Raw genomic sequence first — 3,583 nt, 5'->3', positions numbered from 1 at the left:
GGCGGCACGCTCAGGGGCGGGCGCGGCGCTGGTCGCAGCCGGAGCATTCGCGCCGATATGGACGCCCTGCCGATGACCGAGGCGCGGCCGCTGCCGCATGCGTCCCGCGTCCCCGGGAGGATGCATGGCTGCGGCCATGACGGCCACACGACAATGCTGCTCGGCGCAGCGTCAGCACTTGTTCGCTCGCCCGACTTCGCCGGCACGGTGCATTTCATCTTCCAGCCGGCCGAGGAGGGTCGAGGTGGGGCGCTTGCCATGCTGGATGAGGGCCTTTTCCAGCGTTTCCCCTGCGATGAAGTTTACGCGCTGCACAATTGCGAACGGCCGCTCGGCGAGATCGCCGTCCACCGCGGAACGGTGGCCGCGGCGGCCGATCGCTTCGAGATCGTCGTCCACGGCAGGGGCGGCCATGCGGCGACACCGCATCTGGCGATCAATCCACTCCCCATCGCCGCGCGCATCCTGCTCGCAATCGAAGCCCTGCCCGGCCGCCTGACCGATGTGCACGCTCCGGCAATCGTCACCGTTGGCAGCCTGCGCGCAGGCGAAGCCTTCAACACCATCCCCGATACGGCGTTTCTGACCGGCACCGTGCGCACCTTCGACCATCAGGTTCAAAAGACGCTGGAGACGGCAATCCGCCGCATCGCGAAAAACGAGGCTGAAGCTTTTGGCGCCAGCGTCGACATTCTCTATGAAACGCCCTTCGCGCCGACGATCAACACCCCGGCGCAAGCCGATGCGATGATCGCGATTGCGAACGAGGTGATGGGACCGGAACGTCTCGTCGTCGATCCGCCTCCCGAGATGGGCTCGGAAGATTTCTGCTACATGTTGGAACAGCGGCCGGGCTGCTATTTCTTGCTCGGCCAGGCCGACGATGCGCATCAGGCTGCGGCTCACGACACCAACTACGACTTCAACGACGCAATCCTGCCGATTGGCGCCAGCCTTTGGGTCAGGCTGGTGGAGCGCCGCCTGTCGGCCAGAGGCGCATCGTGATGCAACTGACGGAAAAGGACATTGTTTGGCGAAGCCATTGGCTGCGGCAGGTCCTGCCCGGGGACCCAGACCTTTCGCCTCCGCTCGAAGAGGCAACGCAGGCCGACATCTGCATCGTCGGCGGCGGGTATCTTGGATTGTGGACCGCCATCCGCCTCAAGGAGCACAATCCAGGCTTCGATGTTGTCATTTTAGAGCGCGACATTTGTGGTGGTGGCCCGAGCGGCCGCAATTCCGGAATGGTGCTTTCGGCATGGACCAAATACAGCGCGCTTGTCGCCCTGCGCGACGGAACCGACGCGCTTTCGATCATCAAGGCATCCGAAGCCGCGATCGGCGGCATCGAGGCTTTCTGCAAGGTCGAGGCGATCGACGCCTGGTTCGATCGCATCGGCTGGATCTGGGGCGCGACGTGCGAAGCACAGCTTGGCGCCTGGGACGACGCGTTGAACAAGCTGGCGGCGCATGGCTACGTGCCTGCGCGACGCGTTTCGCGCGACGAGATCGCGGCGATGGCAGGCACGACGAGCCACCTCGGCGGCGCGTTCGACGCTTCGTCGGCAACAGTGCATCCCGGATTCCTGGTGCGCGGCCTGCGTCGTGCAGCGCTAAAGCGCGGCGTTCGGATCTATGAAAAGTCGCCGATGAAGCGGTTTTCACGACGGGGCAAGCTCACGGTGGAAACGGCGAAAGGAACTGTATCCTGCGGCAAGGTCGTGCTTGCCATGAATGCCTGGTCCGGCGCGATTCCGGAACTGGCCCCTGCGATCTTCAACATCTCCAGCGACGACGCCATGTCACAGCCCATTCCAGACCTTCTCGACAAGATCGGCTACCGCCGGGCGCCGCTGATGATCGATTCCCGCGTCTTCGTTGGCGGTTGGTCTCCGACGCGCGATGGTCGGCTGTCCGTCGGCGTCAGCGGTGGCGTTATTGGCTTCGGCGGCATCGTCGACCAGCGTTTCCATGGCCAGTCGCCCCGTGTCGCCGAAATGCGTCGCGCGCTGCGGGACGGCCACCCGGCGCTCGCCGATTTTCCGCTCGAGACATCATGGAACGGCCCGATCGACCGGACGGTGAGCGGCGTGCCACTTTTCGGCGCTTTGCGCGCCAACCGCGATGTCGTTTACGGCTATGGCTTTTCCGGCAATGGCACGACAATGGCTTATATCGGCGGCGAGATCCTCACCGGCCTGTTGACTGACGGTGAATCGGAACTGACGCATTCGGCGCTGGTTCGTCCGGTAACGCGCGGTTTCCCGCCCGAACCCTTTCGCTTTGTCGGTGCACATTTTGTCCGCGGCGCTGTGCGTCGGCGTGACGATTTCGAACATGCCGGGCGCAAGCTCGATCCGGTGACGAGATGGCTCGCCGGGCTGGCTCCGTCCGGCGTCACTCCCTCCAAAGCCAATCTTCGCGCAAAAAAGGGATGACGATGTCCAAGGCCAAGATTTTCAAGCACAGCGAGTTGACCCTAAAGCCATCGGTCACGCCGACCGGAACGTCTTCGATCGCGCGCGTGATCAATGCCGAGATCAGCCGGACCATGGGCGGCGGCATCGAGTATCTGGAGAACGCCTCGATCGACTGGACCGTGACCTATGACGAGGTGCTGTTCATCCATGAAGGCACGCTGACGATCGAACTGGATGACGGCCGCCACGAATGCCGCCCTGGCGACATCGTCTGGCTGCCCAACGGCACCCACCTCAAATACATCGCCACCGAGCGTACCGGCTATTTTTACTGTCTGTACCCATACGACTGGGCAGCACGGCAAGGGACGGTAGAACCTTGAAGTGGCAGGCATATCATGGATTGGCCCTTCACGGCGCAGTTCCGGGGTAGCGAAACTGCTGTTTTGGCATCTCCGCGCCGACCGGCGCGGCGAAACAGTTCTAGTCACGGAATATGGCCAACCTTTCTCGCCGAAATCTCTGACCGGTGCTATGACCCACTGGTGCGCTCTCGCGGGATTGCCGAAGGGCCTTACGCTGCATGGTCTGCGGAAGTCACTTGGGGTCTATCTCGCCGAAGCGGAGGCATCCACCAGGCAGATGTTGGATGTCTCGGCCATGACGACATTGACCATGCCGAACTCTATTCCCGGGAAGCGTCGCAGGTGCGTTGGCTGTGCAGGGCATGGACCGAGTCGTACGGCTGGTAACGCGCTTGGCGAACCTCGTGGCGAACCTGTCAATAAACCCATTGATAATAATGCCCTTCCCGAGAGATGGGTGACAGTTCATTCTGGATAGATGGGTTACACTTTCGGCCCTTTGCAAGGAGAGCAAGGTGCCTTGGAGGGAGTGTAACGTCATGGAAGAGCGGCTGAAGTTCGTCGCCCGGCTGCTGGACGGCGAGAAGATGGCGATGCTTTGCCGGGAGTTCGATATCTCGCGCAAGACCGGCTACAAGATCCTCACGCGCTACAACGACAGCGGCCTGGAGGGGCTGACGGACCGATCGCGGCGGCCCTATCGCCACGCCAATCAGCTTCCGTTTCAAATCGAGAAGCTGATTGTGCGCCTCAAGCAAGACAAGCCGACATGGGGTGCGCCGAAGATACGCGAGCGGC

4 protein-coding genes and 1 pseudogene are annotated in these 3,583 nt (G+C 62.5%); all 5 read left to right on the top strand.

Annotated features, from left to right (window positions below; all coding sequences use genetic code 11):
- Nucleotides 1-1,005, top strand: a 1,005-nt coding sequence (locus EN932_RS31535; protein WP_128369347.1) for an amidohydrolase, incomplete at its 5' end; no start/stop codon positions are given.
- The gene (locus EN932_RS31530; RefSeq protein ID WP_127385397.1) at nucleotides 1,005-2,438 is read left to right on the top strand and encodes an FAD-binding oxidoreductase; all 1,434 of its coding nucleotides are present in this window, start codon (nucleotides 1,005-1,007) and stop codon (nucleotides 2,436-2,438) included. The genes EN932_RS31535 and EN932_RS31530, both read left to right, overlap by 1 nt.
- Nucleotides 2,435-2,803: an AraC family ligand binding domain-containing protein gene (locus tag EN932_RS31525; RefSeq protein WP_063168764.1), complete on the top strand. Its 369-nt coding sequence runs from the start codon at nucleotides 2,435-2,437 to the stop codon at nucleotides 2,801-2,803. Before EN932_RS31530 ends, EN932_RS31525 begins: the two co-directional genes overlap by 4 nt.
- A gap of 82 nt (nucleotides 2,804-2,885) precedes the next feature.
- A pseudogene (locus EN932_RS31520) lies at nucleotides 2,886-3,168 on the top strand (tyrosine-type recombinase/integrase); the annotation flags it as partial.
- A gap of 156 nt (nucleotides 3,169-3,324) precedes the next feature.
- A partial coding sequence (locus EN932_RS31515) for a helix-turn-helix domain-containing protein (protein WP_164747151.1) occupies nucleotides 3,325-3,583 on the top strand: 259 nt, incomplete at its 3' end.

It is taken from the genome of Mesorhizobium sp. M7A.F.Ca.US.002.01.1.1 (assembly GCF_004022955.1).
GTDB classification, from domain to species: Bacteria; Pseudomonadota; Alphaproteobacteria; order Rhizobiales; family Rhizobiaceae; genus Mesorhizobium; species Mesorhizobium ciceri.
This window is presented reverse-complemented; position numbering and strand designations above follow the sequence as displayed.

Excerpts from the sequence above, each read along its gene's own strand:
- EN932_RS31530 (WP_127385397.1), top strand. The coding sequence starts at position 1,005 with ATGCAACTGACGGAAAAGGACATTGTTTGGCGAAGCCATTGGCTGCGG.
- EN932_RS31525 (WP_063168764.1), top strand. The coding sequence starts at position 2,435 with ATGACGATGTCCAAGGCCAAGATTTTCAAGCACAGCGAGTTGACCCTA.